The 26,769-nt window shown below is 36.3% G+C and carries 27 protein-coding genes and 1 tRNA gene; 2 read left to right on the top strand and 26 right to left on the bottom strand.

The genetic code is table 11. The annotated features are described in order from the left end of the window. Positions 1 to 53 precede the first annotated feature (53 nt). Positions 54 to 127, top strand: a tRNA-Met gene (locus DFR57_RS16660). Positions 128 to 319: 192 nt separating this feature from the next. Here the strand turns inward: DFR57_RS16660 and DFR57_RS16665 are convergent. The 9 genes from DFR57_RS16665 to glcT all read right to left on the bottom strand — a co-directional run bounded on the left by DFR57_RS16665 (position 320) and on the right by glcT (position 8,677). Beyond that, positions 320 to 730 (bottom strand): S1 domain-containing RNA-binding protein, encoded by a 411-nt coding sequence (locus DFR57_RS16665; RefSeq protein WP_114354353.1) that lies wholly within the window; start codon positions 728 to 730, stop codon positions 320 to 322. Positions 731 to 805: 75 nt separating this feature from the next. Further along, entirely contained in the window at positions 806 to 1,183 is a 378-nt protein-coding gene (locus tag DFR57_RS16670) for a septum formation initiator family protein (protein ID WP_114354354.1), read from the bottom strand. 18 nt (positions 1,184 to 1,201) lie between these two features. Continuing rightward, positions 1,202 to 1,780: a spore cortex biosynthesis protein YabQ gene (yabQ, locus tag DFR57_RS18695; RefSeq protein WP_114354355.1), complete on the bottom strand. Its 579-nt coding sequence runs from the start codon at positions 1,778 to 1,780 to the stop codon at positions 1,202 to 1,204. After that, entirely contained in the window at positions 1,777 to 2,076 is a 300-nt protein-coding gene (yabP, locus tag DFR57_RS16680; protein WP_114354356.1) for a sporulation protein YabP, read from the bottom strand. The genes yabQ and yabP overlap by 4 nt, the downstream gene beginning before the upstream one ends. 99 nt (positions 2,077 to 2,175) lie before the next feature. Further along, positions 2,176 to 2,436 carry an RNA-binding S4 domain-containing protein gene (locus tag DFR57_RS16685; RefSeq protein WP_114354357.1) on the bottom strand — a complete coding sequence of 87 codons (261 nt, stop codon included), beginning with the start codon at positions 2,434 to 2,436 and terminating at the stop codon, positions 2,176 to 2,178. 27 nt (positions 2,437 to 2,463) lie between these two features. Further along, positions 2,464 to 3,915 carry a bifunctional methyltransferase/pyrophosphohydrolase YabN gene (yabN, locus tag DFR57_RS16690; protein ID WP_114354391.1) on the bottom strand — a complete coding sequence of 484 codons (1,452 nt, stop codon included), beginning with the start codon at positions 3,913 to 3,915 and terminating at the stop codon, positions 2,464 to 2,466. 15 nt (positions 3,916 to 3,930) lie between these two features. Next, positions 3,931 to 5,499 (bottom strand): putative polysaccharide biosynthesis protein, encoded by a 1,569-nt coding sequence (locus DFR57_RS16695; protein WP_114354358.1) that lies wholly within the window; start codon positions 5,497 to 5,499, stop codon positions 3,931 to 3,933. 124 nt (positions 5,500 to 5,623) lie between these two features. After that, positions 5,624 to 7,636 (bottom strand): glucose-specific PTS transporter subunit IIBC, encoded by a 2,013-nt coding sequence (gene ptsG, locus DFR57_RS16700; protein WP_114354359.1) that lies wholly within the window; start codon positions 7,634 to 7,636, stop codon positions 5,624 to 5,626. A 198-nt stretch (positions 7,637 to 7,834) separates the two neighbouring features. Beyond that, on the bottom strand, positions 7,835 to 8,677 hold the full coding sequence (gene glcT / locus DFR57_RS16705; RefSeq protein WP_114354392.1) for a glucose PTS transporter transcription antiterminator GlcT: 843 nt from the start codon (positions 8,675 to 8,677) through the stop codon (positions 7,835 to 7,837). Between the two features lie 451 nt (positions 8,678 to 9,128). Between glcT and thpD the strand changes: the two genes are divergently transcribed. Next, positions 9,129 to 10,076: an ectoine hydroxylase gene (thpD, locus tag DFR57_RS16710; RefSeq protein ID WP_114354360.1), complete on the top strand. Its 948-nt coding sequence runs from the start codon at positions 9,129 to 9,131 to the stop codon at positions 10,074 to 10,076. A 248-nt stretch (positions 10,077 to 10,324) separates the two neighbouring features. Here the strand turns inward: thpD and DFR57_RS16715 are convergent, their stop codons facing one another. The 17 genes from DFR57_RS16715 to DFR57_RS16795 all read right to left on the bottom strand — a co-directional run bounded on the left by DFR57_RS16715 (position 10,325) and on the right by DFR57_RS16795 (position 26,736). Further along, positions 10,325 to 10,705, bottom strand: coding sequence for a hypothetical protein (locus DFR57_RS16715; RefSeq protein WP_245937507.1), 381 nt, complete (start codon positions 10,703 to 10,705; stop codon positions 10,325 to 10,327). Further along, positions 10,702 to 10,923, bottom strand: coding sequence for a helix-turn-helix transcriptional regulator (locus DFR57_RS16720; protein WP_114354361.1), 222 nt, complete (start codon positions 10,921 to 10,923; stop codon positions 10,702 to 10,704). The genes DFR57_RS16715 and DFR57_RS16720 overlap by 4 nt, the downstream gene beginning before the upstream one ends. A gap of 173 nt (positions 10,924 to 11,096) precedes the next feature. After that, a complete protein-coding gene (gene spoVT, locus DFR57_RS16725; RefSeq protein WP_114354362.1) occupies positions 11,097 to 11,633 on the bottom strand; it encodes a stage V sporulation protein T in 537 nt (178 codons plus the stop codon). A gap of 128 nt (positions 11,634 to 11,761) precedes the next feature. Then, on the bottom strand, positions 11,762 to 15,295 hold the full coding sequence (gene mfd / locus DFR57_RS16730) for a transcription-repair coupling factor (protein ID WP_114354363.1): 3,534 nt from the start codon (positions 15,293 to 15,295) through the stop codon (positions 11,762 to 11,764). Positions 15,296 to 15,438: 143 nt separating this feature from the next. Beyond that, positions 15,439 to 15,669 (bottom strand): anti-sigma-F factor Fin, encoded by a 231-nt coding sequence (gene fin / locus DFR57_RS16735; RefSeq protein ID WP_114354364.1) that lies wholly within the window; start codon positions 15,667 to 15,669, stop codon positions 15,439 to 15,441. 71 nt (positions 15,670 to 15,740) lie between these two features. Further along, the gene (gene pth / locus DFR57_RS16740) at positions 15,741 to 16,307 is read right to left on the bottom strand and encodes an aminoacyl-tRNA hydrolase (RefSeq protein WP_114354365.1); all 567 of its coding nucleotides are present in this window, start codon (positions 16,305 to 16,307) and stop codon (positions 15,741 to 15,743) included. 324 nt (positions 16,308 to 16,631) lie between these two features. Beyond that, positions 16,632 to 17,276, bottom strand: coding sequence for a 50S ribosomal protein L25/general stress protein Ctc (locus tag DFR57_RS16745; RefSeq protein ID WP_114354366.1), 645 nt, complete (start codon positions 17,274 to 17,276; stop codon positions 16,632 to 16,634). Between the two features lie 75 nt (positions 17,277 to 17,351). Next, entirely contained in the window at positions 17,352 to 18,302 is a 951-nt protein-coding gene (locus tag DFR57_RS16750) for a ribose-phosphate diphosphokinase (protein WP_114354367.1), read from the bottom strand. A 29-nt stretch (positions 18,303 to 18,331) separates the two neighbouring features. Then, complete coding sequence (gene glmU, locus DFR57_RS16755) at positions 18,332 to 19,696, bottom strand: bifunctional UDP-N-acetylglucosamine diphosphorylase/glucosamine-1-phosphate N-acetyltransferase GlmU (RefSeq protein ID WP_114354368.1); 1,365 nt, start codon at positions 19,694 to 19,696, stop codon at positions 18,332 to 18,334. A gap of 297 nt (positions 19,697 to 19,993) precedes the next feature. Next, positions 19,994 to 20,284, bottom strand: coding sequence for a septation regulator SpoVG (gene spoVG, locus DFR57_RS16760; protein ID WP_114354369.1), 291 nt, complete (start codon positions 20,282 to 20,284; stop codon positions 19,994 to 19,996). 151 nt (positions 20,285 to 20,435) lie between these two features. Continuing rightward, positions 20,436 to 21,251, bottom strand: a complete 816-nt coding sequence (gene purR, locus DFR57_RS16765; RefSeq protein WP_114354370.1) for a pur operon repressor — start codon at positions 21,249 to 21,251, stop codon at positions 20,436 to 20,438. 54 nt (positions 21,252 to 21,305) lie between these two features. Beyond that, entirely contained in the window at positions 21,306 to 22,175 is an 870-nt protein-coding gene (gene ispE / locus DFR57_RS16770) for a 4-(cytidine 5'-diphospho)-2-C-methyl-D-erythritol kinase (protein WP_114354371.1), read from the bottom strand. A gap of 155 nt (positions 22,176 to 22,330) precedes the next feature. Then, a complete protein-coding gene (gene veg, locus DFR57_RS16775; RefSeq protein WP_114354372.1) occupies positions 22,331 to 22,597 on the bottom strand; it encodes a biofilm formation stimulator Veg in 267 nt (88 codons plus the stop codon). A gap of 315 nt (positions 22,598 to 22,912) precedes the next feature. Then, positions 22,913 to 23,776 (bottom strand): sporulation peptidase YabG, encoded by an 864-nt coding sequence (gene yabG / locus DFR57_RS16780; protein WP_114354373.1) that lies wholly within the window; start codon positions 23,774 to 23,776, stop codon positions 22,913 to 22,915. 99 nt (positions 23,777 to 23,875) lie between these two features. Further along, positions 23,876 to 24,763 (bottom strand): 16S rRNA (adenine(1518)-N(6)/adenine(1519)-N(6))-dimethyltransferase RsmA, encoded by an 888-nt coding sequence (gene rsmA, locus DFR57_RS16785; protein ID WP_114354374.1) that lies wholly within the window; start codon positions 24,761 to 24,763, stop codon positions 23,876 to 23,878. Then, positions 24,760 to 25,320 (bottom strand): ribonuclease M5, encoded by a 561-nt coding sequence (gene rnmV / locus DFR57_RS16790; protein WP_114354375.1) that lies wholly within the window; start codon positions 25,318 to 25,320, stop codon positions 24,760 to 24,762. Before rnmV ends, rsmA begins: the two co-directional genes overlap by 4 nt. A gap of 165 nt (positions 25,321 to 25,485) precedes the next feature. Further along, positions 25,486 to 26,736 carry a G5 and 3D domain-containing protein gene (locus DFR57_RS16795; protein WP_114354376.1) on the bottom strand — a complete coding sequence of 417 codons (1,251 nt, stop codon included), beginning with the start codon at positions 26,734 to 26,736 and terminating at the stop codon, positions 25,486 to 25,488. Positions 26,737 to 26,769 lie beyond the last annotated feature (33 nt).

Below are 26,769 nucleotides of genomic sequence, written 5' to 3' on the forward strand. Positions count from 1 at the left end.
CTTTATTGACAGAATAAAAATCGTGTTGTAATATATCACTTGTGACTTCTTTTGGCGGTGTAGCTCAGCTGGCGAGAGCGTACGGTTCATACCCGTAAGGTCGGGGGTTCGATCCCCTCCGCCGCTATTCATAAAAAAAAGCAGGCTTTATCTCATAATTATGAGATAAAGCCTGCTTTTTTTGTAATAATCCATTCTTTTACTACACTAAAAAACTGTATCCCCTTGATCGCCAAGCGATCTAGATACAGTTTTTTCTTTTATTTATGAACGAACAATGTCGCTTTTTTAGTAGCTCTCTCGGATAGACAGCAAGTTTTTAACCTTTTCTCGCTCCTTTTCCTCCGCGCTTAGATTCAGTGTGTTTTTTCAAAGAAGCTAAACGATCCTCGGAATCTTTTAAGAAACGATTCATTTTTTGTTCGAATGATTCGCCTCGTTCGCGGTTGTTGTTTTTAGGACCGCTTTGACTAGGACGTCTGGTTACCGGTGGCTTATCTTTTGCTTTTTTAATCGATAATCCGATTTTCCCGTCGTCCCCAACATTAATTACTTTAACAGTTACTTCGTCTCCTACTGTTAAATGTTCATTAATGTCTTTCACATAATTATCGGCAACCTCACTAATATGGACTAAACCAGTTTTACCCTCTGGCAATTCCACGAAAGCCCCGAAATTAGTGATACCTGTTACCTTACCCTGCAACTTGCTGCCTACTTCGATTGACATAAAAAAATTGCTCCTCCTTAGAATATTAAAAAAGATAGATTACATTATTATTATATATAAGCAATAAAAATTGTGTCAATAAGATGGCTCTTCTTCTGGCAACTTAAACACAATTTCTCCCTCATCGGTGAAGAAATAATTCGTTTTTGCGATTTGAAGTAAATATTCCTCATCATTTAAGAGTTCAATTTCTTCATTTAATTTTTTCTCTTCATTTTCTAGGGAAGATAATTCTTCCGATAATTGCTCATACTGCTCTTGCTTCTCACTATACGCGGCACGTTGGTTTAGATGAAAGGTGAGCATTACACTAAAAGTAAGGACGACCACCACTGCAAAGAAAGCCAATCGCCTGTATAGTCTCTTTTTCTTTTTACGTTGTCTTGCTTCTTGTGCATCATGTTGTTCAATATATGATTCATGTATACGTGCGACTTTACTTCTTCTATCCATTACTTTTAGCAACCTCCTTTATTTCTTATCCTTTTTCCCTAACCAAAAGCGTCGTAACCCTATTTTACTACATATTTTCACAAATGACAGTAAGTATTTATAGATATTTTCAGGAAAAAGCTTTAGAAGCGGCCTGAAAAGGATAAAAAAGAACCTTCCAATCCACTTAAAAATGCGAAAAACAAGCTTTACTATAGCTAAAATAACGAGATAAGGAATACTTAAGATGAAAATCAGCGGTTGAAAGATGAAACGCTTCATCCCTAAATAGCTATAGCGTAAAATTACCTTTATCACTTTAATGCATGATTCTAAAAATTGTGTATACCTACCTTCGAATAAGGCCTTATACATTGAAAAACCGCAAAAACATGCGAGAAAAAGGTAAAAACGCAATACCCCTTGATTGATATTTACGAGCAGAAAATAAATAAGAAACATTTGCCCTGTCCAAAAAGTCAATTCCAAGAAGAATTGCGTAACCCTTGTGGAGTGAGAAAAAGAGGTTAACCGCTTAAAAGTAGTATACGCTATCCCTAAGTAAATTCCACTAGCAATCATATAGCTAAGCGTGAGAAACTGAACGGATAAACTCATTTAAAAAGCTTGCTAAGGATTCCTTTAGCTTTGTCTCCATGGGTTTGATCCACATAAGAAACCTCATAAATTTTACCTTTAATCGATACATTCCCTTGGTCCACATTAAGATTTTTCATTTGTAAATTCTCTCCTCGGATGATGAGATAGCCCATAACCGTGTGAAGTAAGAATTCTTCACTATCAAAGCTATCTACTTCTTTGACACCATCAATCTCAAGGAGTCTGCGGTTCATCATTTTAATGTGATGGTCTTCCTGTGGCGTTGTCATTGTATTTTTATCGATATAATTCATTCTTAATCCCTCCCTTTATCCATTCTCATTATATGAAGGGAGGGACAAGTCTAGAACGTCAGGTAATAAGAAATAATCGATTCTTTCAGGTAAAGGCTCTTATAATTTAGCCGCTTCTTCTTTTTTCACATCATAAAGCATGGTTGCTTCATCCTTCTTCACGACATCCTTTAAAACTTTTACTTCAATCGTTAATAATTTTTGACCAAATTGAATTTTTAATTCATCCCCAACTGCTACAACGGAAGATGCTTTTGCAACATTGCCATTTATCGTAATCCGGCCTTGATCAGCAACTTCTTTTGCTAATGTACGCCTTTTTATTAAACGGGAAACTTTTAAGAATTTATCTAAACGCATATTTTTCACTTCCTTTCAATCTGCTTCTTATTCTTCTTCTTTCGCTTCTTCCCACCACACGTCTAATTCCTCAAGCTTATACTCTTCAAAAGAACGATCACTTTCTGCAACCCTGTTTTCGAGGTATTTAAATCGTCTGAGAAACTTTTGATTTGTGCGTGTAAGCGCAATTTCTGGATTTACCTTATAATAGCTTGTCAGGTTAACAATCGCAAACAGAACATCTCCTAATTCCGCTTCCATTTCAGCATGATCACCTTGTATCGCTGCTTCTTTTACTTCTGCTAATTCTTCTGCAATCTTATCCCAAACTCCTTCTACTTCGTCCCAATCAAAGCCGACTTTCTTGGCTCTCTTTTGGATCGCTTCAGCAAGTAGTAACGCTGGACTGTCTAATGGAATATCCTGCATCACAGAAGTATTCGTCTCAGGCTTTTCCTCTTGTTTTATCGCTTGCCAATTTTTCATTACCGTATCTTCATCTTCTGCTTTTACATCTCCAAAAACATGTGGATGCCTTCGAATCATTTTTTCTGTTACTGTATTAATTACGTCATCGACCGTGAAAAATCCTGCATCTTCTCCAATTTGACTATGCAGCATGACTTGTAATAGCACATCACCGAGTTCTTCAATGATTTTCTCATCGTCCTCTAAGTCAATAGCCTCAAGCAATTCATACGCCTCTTCAATGAGATATTTTTTTAAAGAAGCATGGGTTTGTTTTTTATCCCATGGACAGCCATTCGGACCTCTTAACACTGAAATGACTTCTTTCAAACGGAAAAATTGATGATTTAATTGCTCTTCTTGAACTGGAGGAACATATACACTTGTTAAATTACTTACCTTCGAATAATGATCTAATTCAACTAAAGGAATGGTCTCTATACTTTCCTTTTCACTTCCGACCGCGCAGACAACGGTCACAGGATGCTCAGGTGGTAAATCTTCTAGCAGACTGAGCTTCACCTCCGAAGCGATAAAGCTATCATATACCTGACAAAAAATAAGATGCTGCTGATAATTTAATCCATTTCGGTTAAAGGAAGTGGCATCGACAAATTGAAATCCATCGATCGGGTCAATGCGAAGTACGCGAAATAAATCATCTAAAAAGCTTTGTCCGCCCAAAATAGAAACGTCGAGTTCGTCATTTTCCAGTAATAACTGAACGGTTTGCTCTGCAAGCATCGGGTGTCCTGGAACCGCGTATATAATCTCTCCGTCATCTTTAGCACTCTGGCTTAATTCAGCTGCTATCTGCACATATACATCTCCAAATTGTTGATGTGACTCATATATAGCATCAAAGCTTTTAAAGGTAACTCCTTCTTTTTCTAAATCAGCAACTAAAGGGTGATCTAAAGTTCGAATAAAGACTGGTTTTTTTGTATCTTGTAACTTTTTGTATATCCCTATGGACAATTGGTCAAGATCTCCTGCACCTAGTCCAATAATATCTATCTTTGGTTTCATCATTGATTATCCTCCCTATTTATTTCTTAGCAGTATTTTGGGAATTTTCATTGATTCCAATTCTTCTTTAGTAAATCCTTTAGCAACGATTAAAACGATAAAATAAAGAATTGCTCCAATCGCAACTGCACCCATCACATATAACGCGAGATAGCCCCGACTAACCGTGTCAAAGGGATCTCCAAAAATGAACTCGTATCCCGCTAAAAATAACAACATACTAGCAGCAGCTACATATAATGGCCCTCGTGAAAAACTGAATAGTTTGCGACGTTTTAATACTTTCCGAAGCAACCAACAATTAAAGAAAGCCACAATTCCTACGCTTAATACAGTAGCACTCGCTGCACCTATCATACCAAAGGAGGCGATCAGTACATAATTCAGGATAACCTTCGTTACTAAACCAATAAAAATAAATAACGCCGTTTGCTTCATATAACCAAGGCCTTGCAGGACAGCTGCGGTCGTTAATGCAAGGGAAGTGAATAAAATGGTGAGGGCTAACACCTGTAAGCTTGTGGTTCCATCATCATTTAAAAATAAAAGTTGATTTACATCTCTAAACAACCATATAAGTCCTACTGTGGCGCCAACGGATATGTAAATACTGAATTTCAAACTTGCTTCTACATAGCTAGAAACGCTCTCATTCCTGGAATCATCCTTCTGTTTTGCGATTCTCGGAATAAGTGTGAGTGCTAAAGAGGAACCTAATACAGTAGCAAATTGAATCAACGGTTGGCCGCGATCCAGAATCCCCTTCATTTCCATCGATTCCATCGGTGAATAGCCTGCAATTAATAACCTAGGAACCATCGTAAAAGCATCTGCTAATTGTAAAAATAAAAGAAGCATGTGATTCATGCTAATTAATATACCAAATCCAATAACATGCTTTAAAATAAACAGATACCGTACAGGTTCTTTCTCTGTTTTTTGAAAGGTTAACTTTTTATAAGATAACAAAAGACAAAAAAATGCAGCACTTAAACCACCAACTGCTGCGATAACGGCACCATCACCTATTTTATACAAAGACAAATTGGACTGATAGATCATATAAGCGGCAAGGATAATTACAATCACACGCACCAATTGCTCACTTACTTGTGACGCTGCAGTTGGTCCCATTAATAAATTCCCTTGAAACATTCCCCTTAACAACGCCACAAAAGGAACAAATAAAAATACCCATCCACTATGTCTTATCGGTGTGATTAAAAGTGGATCACCCATAATTTTTGCTAAGTAGGGACTGCCTAAAAAGAAAAACACAAATAGCGCGAGATGAAAAAGAAGTAGCAGGATAAATATTTTGCGGATAATCATTTTTGTGAAGTATTGATTCTTCTCAGCTGCTATAAATCTAGATATAGCGGCAGGAAAGCCATAAAGTGCAAGCATAAAAGCAATCCCAATAATCGGATATATTTGTTGATATATATAGTAACCCATATCCCCAATCATATTTTGAAGCGGTACGCGATAAGCAGCGCTTAATACTTTTCCAAAAAGAGCTGCTAACGTTAAAATAAAGGCACCCTTAAATAATTGATTTGTTGCTTTAGCTTGCATCTGCATCGTTTCCTTCTGGTTAAAAATTCCTTGCTATTATATCACATTGCTTATACAAACAGAAAAACTCCCAGCTGCTCTCTCTGCTGGGAGTTTTTCTAAATAAGTTACAATCGTTATTTGATTCGTGTTAACGAATCGAAATAATATTTTCTTTTTGAGACTCTACTTGGCCAGTTTCTTCTACATTAACTACTTGGCCTTCTTTTAGATTCGTGAAAATAATCGGTGTAATAATAGATGGTGCATTTTCTTTTACGTACTCAAGATCTACTTCCATCATTACTTGCCCTTTTTCAACGGTATCTCCTTCTTCAATTCTTGCTGTGAAGCCTTCACCATTTAGTTTAACGGTGTCGATTCCAATATGAATCAAGATTTCCATACCATTATCAGCCAAAATACCAATCGCATGTTTTGTTGGGAAGATGTTAAGAATTTTACCATTAACCGGAGATACAATTTTCCCGTCAACTGGTTCAATAGCAAAGCCATCACCCATCATTTTTTGAGAAAAGACTTGGTCAGGAACTTCTTCAAGTGCTAACACTTTCCCTTTAATCGGACTAACAAAATCTAAGTCTCCAGAGAATTCTGTTGGTTCACCTGTTTCTTTCTTTTCTTCTACTTTTCTTGGTGATTTACCATCGATAATATCTTGGATTTGACCACGTAATGTATCCGAAACCGGGCCAAATATAGCTTGAATATTATTTCCGACTTCCATAACACCAGAAGCACCTATCTTCTTCAAGCGCTTTTTGTTTACATTATTTTTATCTGCAACACTTACGCGTAAGCGTGTGATACAAGCATCTAAATGTGTAATATTCTCTTTACCACCCATTGCTTCTAAAATCTCATACGGGCGATCTCCAATTTCTTCATCATCATCTTCATCTTCAGAATCGTCTTCACGACCTGGTGTAGCTAGGTTGAATTTCAATATTGCGAAACGGAAACCAAAGTAATAAATCACAGAGAACACTAAACCAATGACTATTACCCACCACCAGTCGGTACGGTTAGGCATAATACCAAATAAAATAAAGTCAATCAGACCACCTGAGAAGGTCATCCCAATTTTTACATCAAGTAAATACATAGTCATAAATGAAAGACCCGCAAAAACAGTGTGAATCGCAAATAACAATGGTGCTACGAATAGGAATGAGAATTCCATTGGTTCTGTAATACCAGTTAAGAAAGAAGTTAGTGCTGCTGAGAACATAATCCCACCAACAAGTTTCTTTTTCTCAGGTCTAGCAGTGTGATAAATAGCTAATGCTGCAGCTGGAAGACCAAACATCATGAACGGGAACTTACCAGTCATAAAGTTACCTGCAGTAAAATCTACTCCATCTTGTAATTGCGCAAAGAAAATACGTTGGTCACCACGGACAATTTCCCCCGCTGCATTTGTGTAATTTCCAAATTCAAACCAGAACGGTGAGTAGAAAATATGGTGAAGTCCAAATGGAATTAACGCTCTTTCCACTACACCAAATACAAATGTCGAGAATGTACGATTTGTTTCAAGCATGAAATGCGAAACTGCATTTAGGCCATCTTGCGCAAAAGGCCATAAGTAAAACATAACAATCCCTAAAATTAAAGATGTAAACGCCGTAATAATCGGCACAAAACGTTTTCCAGCAAAGAAACCTAAAAACTGTGGCAATTCTATATTAAAGTACCGATTATACATGTAAGCGGCGAGTATCCCGACGATAATACCACCAAACACACCGGTTTGAAGGGTTGGGATACCTAAGACATTGGCATAGGCAGCCTCTGATGTCATTTCGGCATCAATATTTCCAAAGGTACTCATGGTAACATTCATAATAAGATAACCAATAATAGCAGCTAAACCTGCAACACCATCGCCCTTGGCGAGTCCAATTGCAACACCTACAGCAAAGAGTAGTGGTAAATTATCAAAAACAACCCCACCGGCCTCTGCCATTACCTCTAAAACCTGTAAAACGATCTCATTCCCAAACCAAGGGAATTTTTCTATCCATTGATCCTGTGCAAAGCTAGTACCAAATGCAAGTAAGATACCGGCAGCTGGTAAAAGCGCTACTGGTAGCATCAATGCTTTACCAACTTTTTGTAGTGTACCAAAAAAATTAGACATACTTATTTCCTCCTTATTTTTTATAATATTTTTTGACGCGACAGCAATTACAGCCTCTTTTAAACATTCACTTTCCTTTTTTAACCACCAAAAAAGGCATGAGTAATAGGTGAGCTTAGGTTCAATCTGGGTAAACTTTACCCATAGATTAACCTAAACAAACCTTTTTTACTCATGCCTGATCGTATCAGTAACACGTTAAGATTGGTTAGTTAAACGTTGTAGATGAATCGTTAGATATAACGCTTCTGAGTCATCTACTCGTGTATGTAATTGTTGTTGCATCACTTTTATCAACTTCCAAGCTAGATTATAGCATAAGGGATACATCGTTTTCAATACATTTGCTAAATTTGATTGTTCATTTAATTGTTCATGTTGATATACTCGCTCTATTGCACGGTGTAAATGTTGAATTAAACGATTGTAATTCACATCATTTTTTTCTAATTTCATTTCTAAATTTTCTTCAATAATCTTTACAAGCTTTGAAATTAAACGGTGATGGCGGTTAATATCATGAAGGGACTTGTCGGTAACAGCACTATGAATATGAAGAGCAATAAATCCTATTTCACCTTCTGGAAAATGAACTCCTGCTTTATTTGCTAAAATATTTACTACTTCTTGTGCTACCTGATATTCCTTTGGATATAAGGATTCGATTTCAAATAAGAATGGATTAGAGAACTGAACGTCTTTGGCAACTCGGTTAATGGCAAAGGATAAGTGGTCGGTTAATGCCACGTGAATATGTTCATGTAAGGATTGCCCCATTCTACTTTCAATCAACACCATTACATCATTTAAAATTTCCATTAGGTTGTGATCAATATGATTTAATAAATGCTTATATTGTTCTTGATCCTGTTGGTTTCTTAGCAAAAAGGTCTTCTCTGCATGTTCTTCTGGAACAAGATCGCCTTTTGATTTGTTAAAACCAATCCCTTTCCCAATAAGAATAATCTCTTTATGGATTGGATGCTCTGCAATAATTACATTATTATTTAATGCCTTTTGAACTACAATCTTTTCCTTCATCATACCTCACCACCTTCTCATTTCTCTTCCTATTCTACTTAAAAGATCTTTAAAAAACTACTAAAAAAAATAAAAATAAAAACTAAAGCTTTTTTTACTGTATAACGCATATTTAATGCTGTTACACGTTAGAGCGAAACTGAGACATAACCTTACTATTCTGGAAATAAAAAAAGAGGGTTGCACTCCAGTTACAGATGGTTGCTTTCTAAATATAAGATAACTCAACAATTACTTTTTAGATTACCTAAAGGTTTAAGGGATTTTATGTAAAATAAGCTGATTTCGAGAAAAAAAGTGAAAGATTCAGCAAAAATTATATAAATATGGAAAATCTCTTTTTTATCAAGAAATATTATCTTATACCGCTTCTTAGAAGAGTTGCTAATAGCGTTCATACAAATTACGATGTGTGTGAAAAATCTAATAAGCTAGAGGAGTGACTAAAGATATGAAAGATTTATATCCATCTAGAATTAATGGTTACCCCAAAATTATCAACAGAAAAGATCCAATCATTTACAACTCTACTGCGAATGATGGGCCTTTAAACCAATCGGAGTTAGATTTTTATGAAGATAATGGCTATTTATTTATGCCTAATTTATTTTCTACCGATGAGGTACAGATCCTTCAGCAAGAATTAAGAAGAAATATGAATGATAATAAAGAATCTCAAGAACCTCATGTGATTAAGGAATCCCAAGGCAATGAAATCCGATCCGTTTTTGATGTCCATAACAATGATGAATTTTTCCATGATTTATCTTCTCATGAACGAATTGTTAGTATTGCACAGCAATTATTAGGTAGTCAGGTATACATCAATCAATCGAGAATTAATTTTAAGCCTGGATTTAAAGGAAAAGATTTCTATTGGCATTCAGACTTTGAAACATGGCATATGGAAGATGGTATGCCTAATATGCGTGCAGTAAGCTGTAGCATTGTTTTGACTGATAATTATCATTATAATGGTCCATTATTACTTATTCCCGGATCACATAAATACTTTGTTCAATGTGTAGGTGATACTCCTGATAATCACTATCTTGAATCATTAAAAATGCAGAATTTTGGCGTTCCTGACCATGACAGTATTAACTGGTTGCTAGAAAAGGGCGGTAAGATTGATAGTGCTGTCGGACCTGCTGGATCCGTTTTATTTTTTGAGTCTAATACACTCCATGGTTCAAACAGTAATATATCACCATTACCCAGAAGTAATGTATTCTTCGTCTTTAATAGTATAGAAAATAAATTAGTAGAACCTTTTGCGGGCACAACACCACGTCCTGAATTCGCTGCGAATCGTTCAAATATTAAACCTATTATACCGAAGAATTTTGAAATGACTAAAAAAAGCTTTATGGTAAATAAGCAATATTACTATCGCTAATTTTAGTGATTGAATGTCGGATTGTTTATTCCTGCTATCGCAAACCAAATTGCTACCTCTGAGAAAGATTGTAACCTCTAATTTTCGAAGGCAAAAGGTTATCTACATTTACTTATATTAAAAAAAGAGGGCTTTCTCCAACTCTTTATGGCGAAAGCCTTCTTTTTTTATACTATAGTTCGCTGAATTTTTAACTTCCTTATAGTGCAAAAAAAGCTTTTAGAAAATTGGTTTAATGATGAAGAATATTAATATTTCCGAGAAAATACAATCCAACTAGAAAAAATGGTTATTATAGTTAGAGATATTAACAATTGAAGCGCATCAACTGTATTTAGTGATACATATTCATAACGGTTCCCTAACATAATAAGTATAAGGTAAATTATTATAAAAAATCCTGAATAAAACATCCCTTTCTGTCGAATTAATTGAGCTCTTTCATCTTTAATTTTAAATTGAGGATATAGATATCCTGAAGCAAAACTTAAGTAGGCTAAAGTTCCCCACGATATAACCTCAATTACTGAGAGTGAGTCATTCAATACCCCTACAAATAATCTAGCTATAAAAATAAACACAAACAAGAAACCAATATTAATGAAATTTCTTTGAGAAGATATTTTCATTTTTTATGCCTCCTATTTTTTTCATTCTCTCCTAATAAAAAGATGGATTCCACATTAGTATCAAATGTTCTAGCTATTTGAATCGCTAAAGGAAGGGATGGGTTATACTTACCTTTTTCTATTGATATGATGGTTTGTCTGCTTACTCCAAGTATTTCAGCTAACTTATCCTGTGAATAGCCAAACTTCTTCCTAAACTGATTCATTAAATTTTCCAAAACTCACACTCCTCATGTAGAAGTAAGATAATTTACATTTATTATATAGTAAAGTTAACTTTACGTAAAGCTAACTTAACATTGAATCTGCTTTACATCAAAACGGACATTATTTTACAATAATGAAAAAGGCGCAAAGCATCATCTGCTTTGCGCCTTTTAGTATTTAGCTATTATTCCATTTGTCTTGCTAAGAAATTAGCTGCAGTTTGACAAGCTTTGTTTTGCACTTCGCCAAAATCACTTTTTTCCTTTGAGAAGATCATGACAGAACCAATCGAATCACCATTAGCTATAATAGGATAGATAACATATGCGGAAATTTCCTCTTCTTTGTTTTCAACAATTTCAATTGCTGATGGAGAAGATTCAAGCTTGTTGTTACGTTCCTCCATCACCTTTTCCATCAAGGAACCAATATGTTTGCCTTGGTATTCCTTCTTCGATGTTCCCGAGACAGCAATACAAGCATCCCGATCTGAGATTAAAATCGTTAATCCTAACACATCAAATAAAGCATCCGCATATTCTTTTGAAAAATCACCTAACTCACTAATTGGGGAATATTTTTTTAATATTACCTCACCGTCTCTGTCCACAAAAATCTCTAAAGGATCACCTTCACGTATCCTCAAGGTCCTTCTAATTTCTTTTGGAATTACTACTCTTCCTAAGTCATCAATTCGTCTAACAATACCTGTTGCTTTCATATACTAATTAGCCTCACTTTCTTTGGTGACTTTTATGCTAATCACTCCTGCACCATCAGAAATAACCAGATGTGGGCTTAGTATGTTTAATCTTCCATTAAACTATTCATACTTACATATATTTCTCATTAAGCAGTTGGAACTTTTCTCATATCGGCCAATGCGTGAATAAAACGTTCAACCAGATTGTATCTATTTGGATCAGATTGATCTTTTAATTGGAAAGTAACCTTCAATTTTCTATTTTCTGTTCCTAATTGTATAGCACGGCCGTATTCATTCGCAAATTCAAATAGTTTTGCTCCATCTAATTGCTGACTTTGCTCTTCTTCTACAATAATTTCTATTTTCCGTTTTAATTCACTTACTGATTCGATACGCTCTTTTTTAGCTACTAATTTAAGTGTAGATACCTGAAATAAATTTTCTACCTCTTGTGGGTAATCACCAAAACGGTCAATCATTTCATCACGCAAATCATGAATATCCGCTTCGGTTAAAATAGCCTGGAAGCGTTTATACATATCTACTTTTTGCTTTTCATCCGGAATATACGTATCTGGAATATAGGCATCAATTTTAATATCGAGCTCGACTTCAAATGGTTGTACTTGCTCAATGGTGGTACCTTGTTTTCTAGCATCAATGGCATCTTTAAGCATTTGTGAATACATATCAAACCCAACTGAATCTATAAAGCCGTGCTGCTGGGATCCTAACATATTCCCAGCACCTCGTATCGATAGATCCCGCATGGCAATCTTAAAACCTGAGCCCAATTCCGTGAATTCTTTAATCGCTTGTAATCTTTTCTCTGCTACTTCACTTAAAATCTTATCCCTTTGATAGGTAAAGTAAGCATACGCTACACGGTTTGAACGCCCAACTCTTCCTCGTAATTGATACAGCTGACTTAATCCCATCCGATCTGCGCTATGAACGATTAAAGTATTAACATTCGGTATATCCACACCCGTTTCTATAATGGTTGTACTCACTAAAACATCTGCTTCTCCTTCTAAAAAGGAAAACATGACATTTTCAAGCTCTGTTTCATTCATCTGACCGTGTGCAACGACTACACGTGCGTCTTCGACTAAAGCGGAAATTTCCTGTGCCATTCGTTCAATGTTATCTACACGATTGTATAAAAAGAATACCTGTCCACCTCTGGCCAACTCTCGTTCAATTGATTCTCTGACTAAAGCTGGATTATATTCCATCACATAGGTTTGAATCGGGAATCGGTTTTCTGGTGGTGTCTCGATGACAGACAAATCTCTAACACCTAGCATTGACATGTGTAAGGTTCTTGGAATTGGCGTCGCTGTTAAAGTTAGCACATCAACATTTGTTTTTAATTGCTTAATTTTTTCCTTGTGCTTCACACCAAATCGTTGTTCTTCGTCTACAATTAATAAACCTAAATCTTTATAGATAACATCCTTAGATAATAAGCGGTGTGTACCGATTACCATATCAACCAAACCATTTTTTAAGCCCTTAATTGTTTCCTGTTGCTGCTTGCGTGTTCTAAATCTACTCAATAAACCAATGTTCACTGCATGATCCTGAAATCTCTCCAGCACAGTTTCATAGTGTTGTTGCGCTAAGATTGTAGTAGGTACTAATATCGCTACTTGCTTACCTTCTGCGATTGCTTTAAAAGCAGCACGAATGGCTACTTCGGTTTTACCATAACCCACGTCCCCACATAATAAGCGATCCATGGGTCTAAGGCGCTGCATATCTTGTTTGATTTCTTCAATACATCTTAACTGATCTTCTGTTTCCTGATATGGAAATACAGATTCAAATTCTTGCTGCATGAAGGTATCCTCAGCGAATGCATGACCTTTTGCAGCTTCTCGTTCTGCGTATAACTTGATTAAATCATCCGCAATATCTTCTACCTTTGATTGGACTTTTCGCTTCACTTTATTCCAATCACTGCCACCAAGCTTGTATAATTTGGGCTCTTTTCCTTCTGATCCTACATATTTTTGTACTAAATCTAATTGTTCGATTGGAACAAATAGTTTGTCATCGCCCGAATATTTTAACAGCATAAAATCCTTATGCAACCCGTTTACTTCAAGCGTTTCAATACCCACGTAACGCCCTATCCCATGATTGGTATGTACGACATAATCACCAATTTTAAGCTCCTGGTAGCTTTTTATTCTTTCAGCATTTGAAATTTTTTGTTTTCGCTTAGGTCGAATGGTCTTTTGTTTAAACAATTCATTCTCTGTAATGATCGCAAGCTTATGAAGAGGAAGCTCAAAACCACTCCCGATATTTTTAATAACAATTGTTGGAACTTGAACGGGTAGCGTTACATCCTCTGATGCAATAACCGTATCCATTTGATAATCCTCAAGCACCGCTTGGATTTTCTCTGCTCGTTTTTGATTTGGCGCAATAATAAGGACCGAGAAATCCGCTTTACTCCATCGCTGCATTTCATTTTGCAGTAAATTCATTTGCCCATGGAACTGTTGCATTGCTCTACAGGACAAATTAACAATGTTAGCTGGATTGGTATTTGGAATATGTCTTAAAAAGACAGACATGTATATACGCGATTTGTCCATTTTCGCCCAAACATCATGCCAATCAAAGGATAGTCTTAGGTTTCTAACCATCTTATTTTTTTCAAGCCCATCACGAAACCACTCCGCTTCCTCTTGATCAAGGTGAAGTGCCGTTTCTTGGATTCTGCTCATTTCATCCATAATGATTAAGCCATCGTCTGGTAAGTAATCTAGTAAACTATGAGGTATTTCATAGAAATAATTAAGATATCGACCAAGTTCTTGAAAGCGCTCGCAATGTTTAAGGCGCTCGATATCTCCTTCTATAAATTCCGATAATTCTTGTTGATCAGCCTTTTTCGTCTGTTTTTTCAATGATTCCTGAAGTGCCTTTTCTAAGCGTTGACTTCCTCTTTGCAGATCCTCATCCGTTAGCAATAGTTCTGTAGCAGGCTCAATTTCAACAGCCTGAAGCTTGTTTAACGATCTCTGGCTATCGGCATCATAATAACGAATAGAATCAACTTCATCATCAAATAGTTCAATTCGAATTGGGTTAGCTTCCGTGATAGGATAGATATCTAAAATTCCACCCCGCAAGCTAAATTCACCTGGACTGCTTGCCATATCTTCTCTTGAATAACCCATCTCAATGAGGACCTTTAAATAAGCTTCAATCGAAATGGTTTCACCAACCTGCGTAGCTAACTGGTTCTTCTTCCAATATGCTAGTGGGGGGAGAATACGCTTTACCCCTGCAATTGGAGCGATTAAAATACCCTTATCCGAATCGATCCACTTCGTAATAGCCTCTATACGCTGACTCTTTAACTCAGGACTCGCAACAGCAAGCTCTGAGGCTAGTAGTTCATTCGCAGGGTAAAGATAGACAGAATTATCCTCAGCAATCTCTGATAAATCATCGTATAGCTGCTGCGCTTGTGTTAATTGATGTGTAATAATGACCATTTTTCGTTTTACCTGCTCATTAACAATAGCAGCTAACATGCTTCTAGCAGAGCCTGAGAGGCCAGAGACTAACTGCTCTTTCATCCCCGAATTTATTCCTGAAATAATCGAATAAATATCATCATTATTCGTTAAAAATTGTTTTGTTCCTTGCATAAACATGCTCCCCCTACATGGATCTATTTCACCCATCATTCCACTTTCATATTCCGTTTATAAAGCTACTATCGTGTTGCGTTATTTTACTATACTATTGCAAAAATGCTTTGGCAATTTCACCAAAGCTTTTTAACGTTATATTACTGAATAAAAAAATCCAGTTCATGATAATGTGGATTTTGATCTAATATTAACTGGCAGCTTTCACAAATCGTTTTTACTGTAAGACTTTGATCAGGTGTATAGGTTAGAAATTTCATTCTTTCTTCTTCTGATAACACATTCCAACCTATTTTGGAAAGGTCAAGATTTTCATGCGCTATTCGCCCTACTTCTGTGTGACAATGATTACACGTATAAATGATTGTCATAATATCCTCCTTAAGCAAAATCTTCTATTATTTTGCCCAAGTGGTATTCATTTATACCTGCTTCCTTCATTCTATGAGGTTTGATTATAATCATTCATTACTTTTTGAAAAGGTTCCTGAAACCACGCTTCTGCTGCATCTGCTGCATATTGAATACTTTTATCTAAATCTGGCTTTTCTTCTTTTGAAAATTTACCTAGCACATAATCAACAACTGACATTGGTGTGGTTGGTCTTCCAATTCCAAATCGAATACGATTAAAATTCTTTGTCCCTAAATGATCAATAATAGAACGAATTCCATTATGGCCACCATGGCCGCCTTTTTGTCTCATTCTTATTTTACCAAGTGGTAAATCTAGATCATCATAGATCACTGCTACATCCTCTGGTTCAAGCTGATAAAAATCCATCAACGGGCCTAAGGATTCGCCCGACAAATTCATATATGTCTGTGGTTCAAGTAAAATAATCGTTTCCCCGTTCACATTCTCCTGTACGAAGTGACCGTTAAACTTTTTCTTCGAGAGCTCCCAACCATTTCTTTTTAAAAGCTCTTCTATTACCATAAAACCAACATTATGTCTCGTTTCTTTATATTTTCTACCCGGATTACCTAATCCTACAATACATTTCATGATTATTCGATCCTTTACATTAAACTTCCTTCATTCTTGGAACTCTTCCATTTTTGAATGAATGGATTTAGTCTATATTAGTTTACCATATTATTCTCTTCGATATTAATTATCGTATAAGAAAAAGCGGGACAGCCTACCCAGTCCTTTTAGTAGACGAAGATTAGTAGTTGAATCATATGAACAAAAAAGGTGTAACGATAACATTTTGAAATACATGAGACGCTTAACAACCGCTATGGCTTCTGCACTAAATGAATGCATTCTCAACGTAGAAAAAAGGCGCAACGACAAAATCCGTTGCGCCTATCTTTTTCTTTTTTACTATTTTTCTTCTTCTTCCGTTTCGTCCTCTTGTTTTTCACCAACTAATTCAGGTTCAGAAGCTTCTTCCTCTTCTGCGTCTGTTTCTTCTGGCTCTTCATCTGGAACTAGGATAGAAACGATTGTAGTATTTTCATCTTCTAGAATCTCATAATTTTTTCCTTCTTTTAAATCTCCAACTAAAATGCTATCGCCGACTTCTAAAGCAGCAACATCGATCGTAATTTGCTCTGGAATGTCATTCGGCTTAGCGCGAACTGCAATTTCATATAATGGTTGTTGCAAGACACCGCCGTCTTTTGCACCTTGTGCTTCTCCGTCCAAGACAATTGGTACTTGTACATCCATTTCTTCAGACATATTAACTACATAAAAGTCAGCGTGTAGTAATTGTCCTTTAAGTGGATCTACCTGATAATCATGTAGCATAACGTCTACAGATTTACCATCAACCTGAAGTGAAATAATTGCGTTTTTACCTTCATCTCTCACTGTTTTTAATAATTCAATGCTGTTAACAGCTACTGTTTTCGGTTCTACATTATATCCGTATACGATAGCGGGAACTTCCCCTGCTAACCGTAATTCTTTTGTTACTGAGCTTCTTAAATCATCTCTATTGTCTGTTTTTAGCTTTACTGCCATACTAAATCACCCTCCGTCAGAATTTAACAACTATATTGTTAGTTTTCCCTTTCTATCTTACCTCTAAACTTCATTTTAATCAAAGAGTATACTTACCGACTGTTGTTCATGTACGCGAATAATAGCTTCACTTATTAACGGGGCAACGGATAATTGCGTTACTTTTGCTGTGATTTTCTCTTCTGCTAATGGGATACTATTGGTAACGACAAGCTCTTTTATCTTAGAAGCTTCAATGCGTTCCATTGCTGGACCTGATAAAACTGGATGTGTACAGCATGCGTAAACCTCTGTAGCACCATTATCGATCAAGGCATTAGCTCCAAGTGTGATGGTGCCTGCAGTATCAATAATATCATCAATCAAAATAGCTGTTTTACCTTGAATGTTGCCGACAATATTCATTACTTCCGCAACATTTGGTTTTGGTCGTCTTTTATCAATAATTGCAATTGGAGCCTTTAATCGATCAGCTAACTGTCTTGCTCTTGTCACACCACCATGATCTGGTGATACGACTACAATGTCGTCTAACCCTTTTTTGCTCCAATAGCTTGATAAAATAGGTACACCTACTAATTGGTCCACAGGAATATCAAAGAATCCTTGAATTTGCGGTGCATGTAAATCCAATGAAATGGCTCGTGAAGCACCTGCTGTTTGTAGCAAATCAGCGACTAGCTTAGCTGTAATTGGCTCGCGCGCACGAGCTTTTCTATCCTGTCTGGCATAACCATAATATGGCATAACAACATTGATTGACCTTGCAGATGCACGTTTTAGAGCATCAATCATAATTAATAGTTCCATGATATGTTGATTGACTGGAGCGCAGGTTGATTGCACCACATATACGTCACAACCTCGAATACTTTCTTCAATGTTTATTTGGATTTCTCCGTCGCTAAAGCTCGTTACAGAGCATTTGCCTAATTCCACCCCAATATTTGCAGCAATTTCCTCTGCAAGCCTCGGATTCGAGTTCAATGTAAATACTTTTAATGATGAATCCTTATATTCGGTCATCCATTATACCCTCCATCACATGATCATTCTTATTTGAATTTCTTTGCATATTCTTCTTTATTTACTTGACGCGCACGTCCAATAGATAACGCTTCTTCAGGTACATCTCTATTTATGGTCGAACCAGCTGCGACATATGCGCCTTTTTTAACCGTTACAGGTGCGACTAAGTTCGAATTACAGCCGATAAAAACATCATCTTCTATCGTAGTTAAAAATTTATTTTTACCATCATAGTTTACTGTAATCGTTCCACAACCAATATTAACGCCTCTACCAACTTCGGCATCACCAATATAACTTAAATGTGGAACTTTACTTGTATCAGCAATTTTAGATTTTTTAATTTCTACAAAGTTACCAATTTTTACGTCACTGCCAATTTCTGCTTCTGGTCTGATATGTGCGAATGGACCAATTTGTACTCTGTCTCCAATATAACTTGTTGTTGCCATACTGTGACGAATAGTAGTCGCTTCACCTACATGACAATCGATAATTTCTGTATTCGGGCCAATTGTGGCATCTGTTTTTATGTGTGTTTTTCCTCTCAACACACAACCTGGATAAACGATAACATCAGATTCAATTTCCACATCCGCTTCAATATACGTTTGTTCAGGATCAACAATTGATACACCATTTCGCATGTGCTTTTCATTCACGCGTTTTTTCATAATCATTTCCGCTTGCGATAGCGCTACACGATCATTCACACCAATAGTTTCCTTGTCATCGATGGTTTGATAGGCACTAACTTTTTCTGAGGCCTTCTTAGCAATTTCAATCACATCCGGCAAATAATATTCACCTTGTGAATTGTTGTTTGATACTTTTGATAAAGCGTCAAATAAGAACTGATTATCAAAGCAATACGTCCCTGTATTTACTTCTTGAAGCTGTTGTTCTTCAGCTGATGCATCTTTTTGTTCAACAATCTTTTCTACTTGATTTTGATTATTTCTCACAACTCTTCCATACCCAGTTGGATCCGATAATTTCGTTGTTAGAACAGATACTTTAGCATTCTCTTTTTCATGAAATTCAATCAGATTTTTTAACGTTACATCCGTTAAAAGAGGTGTATCCCCGCAAACTACAATTGTCGTTCCCTCTTTGTCTTTTAAAAATTTTTCTGCTTGTAAAACGGCATGTCCTGTTCCAAGCTGCTCTTCTTGAATGGAAAAGTTAGACGCATCACCTAGTTGGTCTTGCACCTTCTCTGCTCCGAAACCGACAATGGTTGTAATGCTAGAAAGCTCTAGCTTCTGTAATTGATCTACTACATGCTGTACCATAGGTTTTCCTAGAACTGGATGTAGTACTTTATATAGCTTTGATTTCATTCTCGTCCCTTTTCCTGCGGCTAATACTACCGCGTAACGATTGCTCATCGGGTTCCCTCCGTCCTCACTCAAAAGTTTATCTTCGCTGCTTCTGTTTCTTATAAATATGATTTATTATGTATAATTGATTGGAGATTAACACAATAATCCCCCAATTATGAATATATACGAATAAAGTGTTGATTTCAACAACCAACCCTTACAATATTAACAGAATTCTAGCAATATTTCTTTTTTTCATAAGCATCTGCAGAAAACCTTCACAAATGAAGTTCCATTTTCTTAAATTAGCATAAGAAAAAAGCCCAATCCTTAACAGATTAGGCTTTTAACCAAAAGATATTATTAAGACGCACCTGCTTCTTCGAATTGAACCTCAGCTTCTCCGGCACGACGATATGCTTCTAATACAGCATCTTGAATTTTGGTGCGTGTTCCTGAATTAATCGGATGCGCGATATCGCGAAATTCCCCATCTGGAGTTCGTTTTGAAGGCATAGCAACGAATAAACCATTATTACCATCAATCACACGAATATCATGCACCACGAATTCTTCATCTAATGTAATTGAAGCAATCGCTCGCATTCTTCCATCGGTATTAACGCGGCGTAGTCTTACGTCTGTAACTTCCACTGTGTTTCACCACCTTTTCACCTATAAGAACTTACTAACTTAATTCTACATTTTTGTTCAAATTCCTTCTTATTTTCAAAAAAAGTTAAACTTTTTGAGCAAAAAACTTGAATTATTTAACATATCCTTAGGAATAGGCAGTTCTATCTCCTTATTCGTGAAAATAATTTCCCTTTATAACTTCAATTTGTTGATTATTCGCATCAACATTTTTAATTTGAATAAGCGAGGTATAATCCTCGACCACTCGATCTTCTTCCTCATCTTCAGCTTCAGCTAAGACACCAATCGCTGCAACATTAGCATTGAATTCTTTTAATAGGTTTTTAATGCCGTTGATGGTACCACCGGCTTTCATGAAATCATCGATGATACAGACGTTTTCTCCTTCTTGTAAACTTCTTTTAGAAAGAACCATGGTTTGTATTTTTCTTGATGATCCTGAAACATAATTGATACTTACAGTAGAACCTTCCGTCACTTTAGGATCCCGTCTCACAATAATTACAGGTACATCTAAAAAAGATGCCACAGCATAAGCAAGTGGGATACCTTTTGTTGCAACTGTTACAACAGAGTCAATTTTCACATCTGAAAATCTAGCAGCAAATAATCGCCCAATATTTCTTACCGTGTGCGGGTTTCCTAAGACATCGCTCATAAATAAATAGCCACCAGGTAATATACGACTAGGATCTTCTAGTTGGTTACATAATTCATCTATAAATTTTTCACTATACGTGGCAGACACTTTTGGAATATATTTTACTCCTCCAGCAGCACCTGAAACAGATGCGAGATAGCCTACGCCTTCTTCTTCAAAAATCCGATGCACAATAGCCAAGTCTTCACTAATTGAAGACTTTGCCGCCCCGTATTTTTCAGAAAAAAATGGTAGCGAAACTAATTCCATCGGATGCTCGATTAAATAATTGGTCATCGCAACTAAACGATCGCTTCTTTTCATCATTACACCCCAAAACCCGAATATTTTACGGTAAATATATCATTTTATACGGTTTTAATCAAGTGCCTGTGGATATCCGAGCATTCTTACGGCATAAACCTCTTCACAAAAACCTCTTAAACTATTGTACATTCTCTCTGCTCTAGTTTGCTGTTTCACTAGTGCAAATACAGTAGGGCCACTTCCACTCATCAACACAGCGTCAGCTCCTGATGACTGCATTAATTTTTTAATCTGGGCAACTTCTGGATGTCGTTCAAGTGTAACAGCTTCTAAAACATTCCCTAAACGACTACACATTCCTAAATAATCACTCTTATTTACCGCTTCGATCATTCCAGAGGTATCCGGATGATCGATCGTGGATAAATCTAATGATTGATACACTGTTTGTGTAGAAACACCCTGCCTAGGCTTGGCAAGTACTACCCAGCAGGAAGGCGGTGCTTTAAGCTCTGTTATTTTTTCTCCTCTTCCTTGAGCTAACGCTGTCGAGTTATAAACACAAAAGGAAATATCTGAACCTATTTCTGCCCCTAAAGAGGCTAAAGTCTGTTTATCTAAGCCAAGCTCCCATAATTTGTTTAGACCGCGTAATGTTGCGGCAGCATCACTGCTTCCGCCCGCGAGTCCAGCAGCTACTGGCACATGCTTTTCAATTTTAATTCTCACGCCTTTTTTTACTTCATAACGATCCTTTAGTAATTTGGCCGCTCGATATGCCAAATTACGTTCATCATTTGGCACAAAACGATTTTCTGATTCAATCACGATAGTATTTTGCTTAATTAAAAATAATTCGATCTGATCAGCTAAATCAACCGTTGTCATCACCATTTCAATTTCATGATAATTATCCGGTCTTTTATATAGTACATCTAAGGATAAATTTATTTTTGCTGGTGCCTTCTCTAACACATACATGATTTTTCACCTACTTTTCTCGGTCAACTTCTTCCTATTTCTACAATGTTCTTTCTGTAAAGATACCATAAATGCGAAAAAGGAACAAAACCCAAAATAGGCTTTGTTCCTTTTACCATCTTTTCAATATAAAAATAAAAAGCAGCAAACGTGGTTTACTGCTCAGCTACTGCTAACGCGCCTAGTTCATCAATGAAACTCAGTTCAACTGTTTCGGTTAGTACATCTGCATAACTATACGAAACGCGCTCAAATGAATTTTCCTGCTGGTCTAATGCTACAATAAATACAGAAGGATACGTTTCTGCTAATGTTCCATAACGTTCAATCGTTTTTCTTCTTCCGCCATTTGCACGAAGTTTTAAACGCTTGCCTACACAACACTCTAGTCCCTGTTTGATTTCTACTAATGTTTTAGCCAATAGACTCCACCTCACTAAACTTTATTATACTACATGCATGTCCAATAGTCAAATAAAACTTTTAATTATAACAATATTATAAAAATAAAGTCAACCAAAAAAATTGTGACATCGGATATTTTATTTTTACCAATTTCCTACACTTTATGTATAACAAGCCTTATTATGAAAAAAATAAATGCTAGCGCTTTAATAAAAATCTCGATATTGTCCTTCTATTTCGGAGTCTTATAAGGTTTTTGAGCAAGAAAAACTAATTTTTAAAATAAAAAAAGACTTTCCGCTTCAGTTAACCTCTACGAAAAGTCTTCCTTCTTATTGATCAGCTTTAAGATAAGGTAATCCGGTCCGCAAAAAACCTTTAGTTTCCATTCCGCCAAGGCCCTCTTCTCCGGTTAGTGTATTTCGCAGGCAATCGAGTACATTTATTTTTTCCATAAATGGGGTGTACGCAATTTTAGCTACTACATAAACGGGATCAAGCGCATGGATATTAACTCTTGACGGGGAGCTTGCAAAATTCGCACCAGCACGAATCAACCCTTCAAAATGTGATTGACAGGCCCCAGCAAAAATAACAAGCTGATCTAAATCTGGAATAACATCTCTTGCAGCACGAACAGCATCGATAAAATACTTCGAATGACGGTATGCTTGTAAATCCTTTTTGGTTCCTTTTGCTTTTAAATAGGCATCGTGACCTGTAATCACGATAATTTCAGGGTGAATTTTTTTAATTAATCCTGCTATTTCTAGTGGCATATCTTTTTCATCCATATAGGTGCCATGAACTTGCAGCCCTAGCTTCCGGTAGATATCAATGCATTTCTTTAAATAAAGTCGATCACCATCAAGGTGCAAAACCTTCACAGGCATCTGAAAACTCTTTAAATTAGTTGGAATGCTTTTTTTTTCTTCAGCGAGTCTTTTTTCTCTCATCAATTGATAATCCTGGCGGAACAAACGAAAAGAATATGCTTCCTTTTCTAATGCTGTTTTTTGTATTTCATTTAACTCACGGTCTGAAACAGGGCGAAGATCATCTATATTTGCATCAGCTTCTAAGCGAACTTCCTCACCGTGTAAAAGCACAGTGTTCTCAGTAATTTTTTTTACACGAAATACTATGTCATGCTCATAGGAATATCTTGTAACAAGCGTTCCAATTGTTAAAGCCATCTGTTGTCACCTCGGGATAAGAATTTTCGAGTGACGTCTGAAGCTATCTATACGTCTTCTATAGCCTATGAAAGCTTATCAATTCCTGTGCAGCATTCTTTAGTTTATCTTTGTAAGTTGATAGAACTTATTTGAGATTGTAGCAAATTCCTCCATCGACAAGGACTCGCCTCTTCTAGTTCCGTTTATCCCCACATTCATTAAAGCTTGCTCAATTTCTTCTTTCGACCATCTATCTTTAAAATGACGTGAGAGATTATTACGTAATGTTTTTCTTCTTTGTGCAAAACTTGCTCTTACTAAATCAAAAAAGAAAACTTCATCCTCTAATTCTACCGGAGGACTTTCTCTTAATTTTAGATGCAATACTGCTGAATCCACATTTGGTTTTGGCATAAAAACATTTTTTGGAACGATCATAGCTACATGTGCTTCTGTATAATATTGCACAGCAATCGATAAAGAGCCATAGCTTTTTGTGTTAGGTACGGCTGCCATACGCTCGGCAACTTCCTTTTGAATCATGACGGTAATACTTGAAACAGGTGCCCCTGCCATCAATAAGTGCATGAGAATGGGCGTGGTAATGTAATAGGGTAAATTCGCTACTAATTTTACATCTTTTATATCTGAAAAGTGATTGGTTATAAGCTCAGTCATATTTGCTTTTAATATATCCTGATTAACAATTTCGATATTGTCATAAGGCTCTAAAGTATCCTCTAATATTGGCATCAAACGTTGATCTATTTCATATGCTACTACTTTTTTGGCATGCTTTGCTAAATGCTCCGTTAAGGCTCCAATTCCAGGTCCAATCTCGATCGCACCAGTTTCGCCATTAACCTCAGCAGCATCAATAATTTTGTCTAAAATATTTACATCAATCAGAAAATTTTGACCCAAGCTTTTCTTAAAAGCAAACCCATACTTTTTTAAGATTGCTTGTGTTCTTACTGGTGTAGCAATTGCTTTTGTTGCTGTCATACCTCATCCTCCTGCTTCATTTCTTCCATGACTTTAATAAATGTTTCTTTATCTATTTGAAACATCTGTAACCTTTTTAATAATTGCTTGCCGTTCATACTTCCTATTCTAAGTGATTTCCCTAAATATTCTCTGCGTTTTTTAGCGTCTTTATCACCGATTAGCTTGTAGTGCATTAAATCCTGTCTTGTGATCTTTATTTCATCCTGTTGATCCCTTAGTTCATAAACACTACTTAACGCTTTCCTGATAGCTTCATTGGACGCATGCTCGATGCCGAGTGAGCCTTTTGCTTTTCCTTTTGCTTCTTGCTTTGTTAAAAAGGCATGCTTGCAGCCTGGGACATGTTCATTGATTATTTCTCTAATTCTTTGACCTGGATAATCAGGATCAGTAAAAACAATCACGCCTCTTTTTTCCTTGGCATGCTTAATTTGTTCTAAAATACTGTGGTTAATCGCAGAACCGTTTGTTTCGACAGTATCTGCTTTTAATGCTTGTTTTATTTTTGCAGTATCATCTTTTCCTTCTACTACAATAATTTCTTTTATATACAACGAGATTGCCTCCGTTCATCCGTAAAACACGTTAACTCTTTCTTATTATAGCGGTTTTATCTAAAAGAAAAAACTTAGTCCTTCATATTTATCGCATACTTCCTTTTACTATAAGGTATAAAAGACATAGAAATACCCTTACCGCTTTGGTAAGGGTACGATTCATTAATCTAAAATTTTAACTTGAACTGTTCTACTTCCAAATTGTTTAGCTTTTGCAATACTTGGCATATGCACATCAATTCGGTTGCCTTTAATGTTACCACCAGTATCTCTTGCTATTGCATAACCATAGCCTTCCACCCATACCTTTGTTCCAAGAGGAATGACGGATGGATCCACTGCTACAACACCACTTGGATTAGCTTTTAGGTTATAACCTGTTGCTGTTAAACCTCTACCATCACACGTAGCACAATCCCAGTTATATGCAGTTGCATGCATAGAAATGGTCTTGGTGGCAGATGAACTTCCACGCGAAACCGTCTGTTTAGATGATGATGTATTACTTGCACTTGCAGTAGTTTTTGTTGTAGTTTGAACAGGCTGTTTTTGCTTTACCTTCGTACCGACAGCAACCACACGATCACTGCTTTCTTTGGTTACATCTTCTTTGATTAATTCACGGGAAACTTCCTTACCATTTTCAAGCACTACTTCATAATGCTTTTCTTTAACGCCAGGTGATCCCTCTTCGATTACTTTTTCCTTCCCTTTTTCAAGAGATCCTTCGTTTTTCTTCACAACTTTCACATTCATCTTCTCTTTTACAACATCCGTCACCTTTTCCACACGAGTAATAGTGATTGTTTCGGAGTCTGTTAAAAGCTGAGATTCTTTTGGTTCAATTCGATCAAGCTCAGAAAGTGTTACTTCATTTTGCTCTAAAATATCTGCTACTTTAGCTCCTGTCGTCCAGATAACTGATTCTTTATCGGCATCTTTAACAGTAACTTCAAAAGCACGAGCTAATTCAATCTCCATGCCTTCACTTAAAACTTCGTTCTCATTAACAGATAAATCATCGTTTTTTGCAACTTCTATGTTATTTTCTGCTAAGAAATCTTTTACTGTTTCTTTTGTTGTATAGTATGTTTTATCTTCCCCATCTATATTTAAAACAACTTCTCTTGCAGGAATATGTGTTATTTCCATATTCGTTTCTACGAAATCCTCTAATTCATGTGATAGCTCGTCATGTGGTGCTACATCTATAGCAAGTTCTTCTAACACATCTGCAATCGTTTCTGCATGTGTGCGAACAGTAGTAACTTCGCCTTCTTGTATAAACGTAACTTGAGCTTTTGTAATTTCATACAATCCAAAACCAGCAAAACTAATTAATAAAATTAATGATAGCAATGAAATAAATATCTTTTTGCCTAAGGATTGTTTCTTATATGCCGTGTTACTCATACACAGTCCCCCTCCTTATATCCATTGCTGTAT

Source organism: Saliterribacillus persicus (assembly GCF_003337485.1).
Lineage (GTDB): Bacteria > Bacillota > Bacilli > Bacillales > Amphibacillaceae > Saliterribacillus > Saliterribacillus persicus.